General features: G+C 52.7%; 3 protein-coding genes. All 3 read left to right on the top strand.

Annotated features, from left to right (window positions below; translation table 11 throughout):
- Positions 1-372, top strand: a 372-nt coding sequence (locus Q0510_RS21330) for a hypothetical protein (RefSeq protein ID WP_298716136.1), incomplete at its 5' end; no start/stop codon positions are given.
- Positions 373-476: 104 nt separating this feature from the next.
- A complete protein-coding gene (locus tag Q0510_RS21325) occupies positions 477-1,160 on the top strand; it encodes a succinate dehydrogenase cytochrome b subunit (protein ID WP_298716134.1) in 684 nt (227 codons plus the stop codon).
- 21 nt (positions 1,161-1,181) lie between these two features.
- Positions 1,182-1,832, top strand: a 651-nt coding sequence (locus Q0510_RS21320) for an FAD-binding protein (protein ID WP_298716132.1), incomplete at its 3' end; no start/stop codon positions are given.

Raw genomic sequence — 1,832 nt, 5'->3', positions numbered from 1 at the left:
CAGTTCAATTATGCCATCATCGAACTGATCGGGGAGTGGAACGACGCGGTGGAGAACAACATCATGACGCTGAAGCGGGATGTGATCGACCTGCTGGTTTCACATGGTATCAATAAATTCATACTTATTGGCGAGAATGTCCTGAATTTCTATTCCTCCGACGATTGTTACTATGAAGAGTGGTGGGAGGATATCCGGGACGACGGGGGCTGGGTGGTGCTCCTGAACCTGCCGCAGCAGACGCGGGACGAGTTCGAGAGCGCCCGGCTGGACCATTATGTGCATTTAATGGACGAGCCGAAGTGGCGAACCTTTCTGCCGCAACACTTGTTTAATCTCGTGGACAACTGGATGATGAGGCGTCTGGAATAAGCATTTTTCGTGACATTTATCATTTGGTTTTAATTTTTCATGTTATAAATTTGCCCGACATTTCACTTATTTATTCATACTAAAGGAAGCTTAGAACGTATCTTATGAAATGGTCGCAATTCTTTTCTACCACCATTGGTAAAAAACTGCTGGTTGGTGCCACCGGCTTTTTCCTGTGCACATTTTTGATCGTGCACCTGGCTGGCAACCTGTCGCTGATGAAAGACGATGGTGGTCAGGCCTTTAATTTGTATGCGGATTTCATGGGACACAATCCCCTGATCCAGACGCTGGCCTGGGGGCTTAAAGTGGTGATCCTCATCCACGCATTCCTCGCTATTCAGCTTACCATCCGCAACCAGGCCGCCCGGCCGGTTAAATATGCCGTTAAGCCCGGCAACGCAACTTCGTCCTGGTATAGCCGTCAGATGGCTGTAATGGGCAGCCTTCTCTTCATCTTTCTCGTGATCCACCTGGCTAATTTCTGGTGGAAGATGCACTACGGTTCTTTGAACAGTGCTACTTACGACGGTAAGGAAGTGGGCGATCTGTACACTGCCGTATGGTTTGCTTTCGAGAACATCGGGCTGGTGGTATTGTACGTGATCGGCATGATCGCACTGTCTTTCCACCTGATCCACGGTTTCAAAAGCTCGATGCAGACTTTCGGCTGGAACCACCCGAAGTACAACGGCATGATCAATTTCATCGGCCTCTGGCTGTTTGGCATCCTGATCCCGCTGCTCTTCGCCGTGATCCCCGTGTACATTTACATTAAACAAATCTGATAAAGCTAAAGCAAGGATATTATGTTGAACGCAAAAATTCCTGCTGGCCCTCTGGAGACCAAATGGAGCAATTATAAAAGCACCGTGAAGCTGGTAAACCCGGCCAACAAGCGGAAACTCGAGATTATCGTGGTAGGGACCGGCCTGGCCGGCGCTTCCGCCGCCGCCGCGCTCGGCGAGCTCGGGTATAAAGTGAAGGTTTTCTGCTTCCAGGACTCCGCCCGCCGCGCGCACTCGATCGCCGCGCAGGGTGGCATCAACGCAGCCAAGAACTATCAAAACGACGGTGATTCTATCTTCCGTCTTTTCTACGATACCGTGAAAGGCGGCGACTACCGTGCCCGTGAAGGCAACGTGTACCGCCTGTCTGAAGTGAGCGGCAATATCATCGACCAGTGCGTGGCGCAGGGGGTTCCCTTTGCCCGTGAGTACGGCGGATTGCTCTCCAACCGGTCTTTCGGTGGTACCCAGGTACAGCGGACCTTCTACGCCGCCGGCCAAACCGGCCAGCAGCTGTTGCTCGGGGCTTACTCCGCCCTGGAGCGCCAGGTTGCCCTCGGTAACGTCAAGCAATACACCCGCCACGAAATGCTGGAAGTGGTGAAGATCGACGGCAAGGCGCGCGGCATCATCGCCCGCAACCTGGTCTCCGGCAAGATTGAGCGCCATTTC

The organism is uncultured Chitinophaga sp. (assembly GCF_937874145.1).
Lineage (GTDB): Bacteria > Bacteroidota > Bacteroidia > Chitinophagales > Chitinophagaceae > Chitinophaga.
The sequence above is the reverse complement of the archived record's forward strand: the minus strand, read 5'-3'. Positions and strand labels throughout refer to the sequence as shown.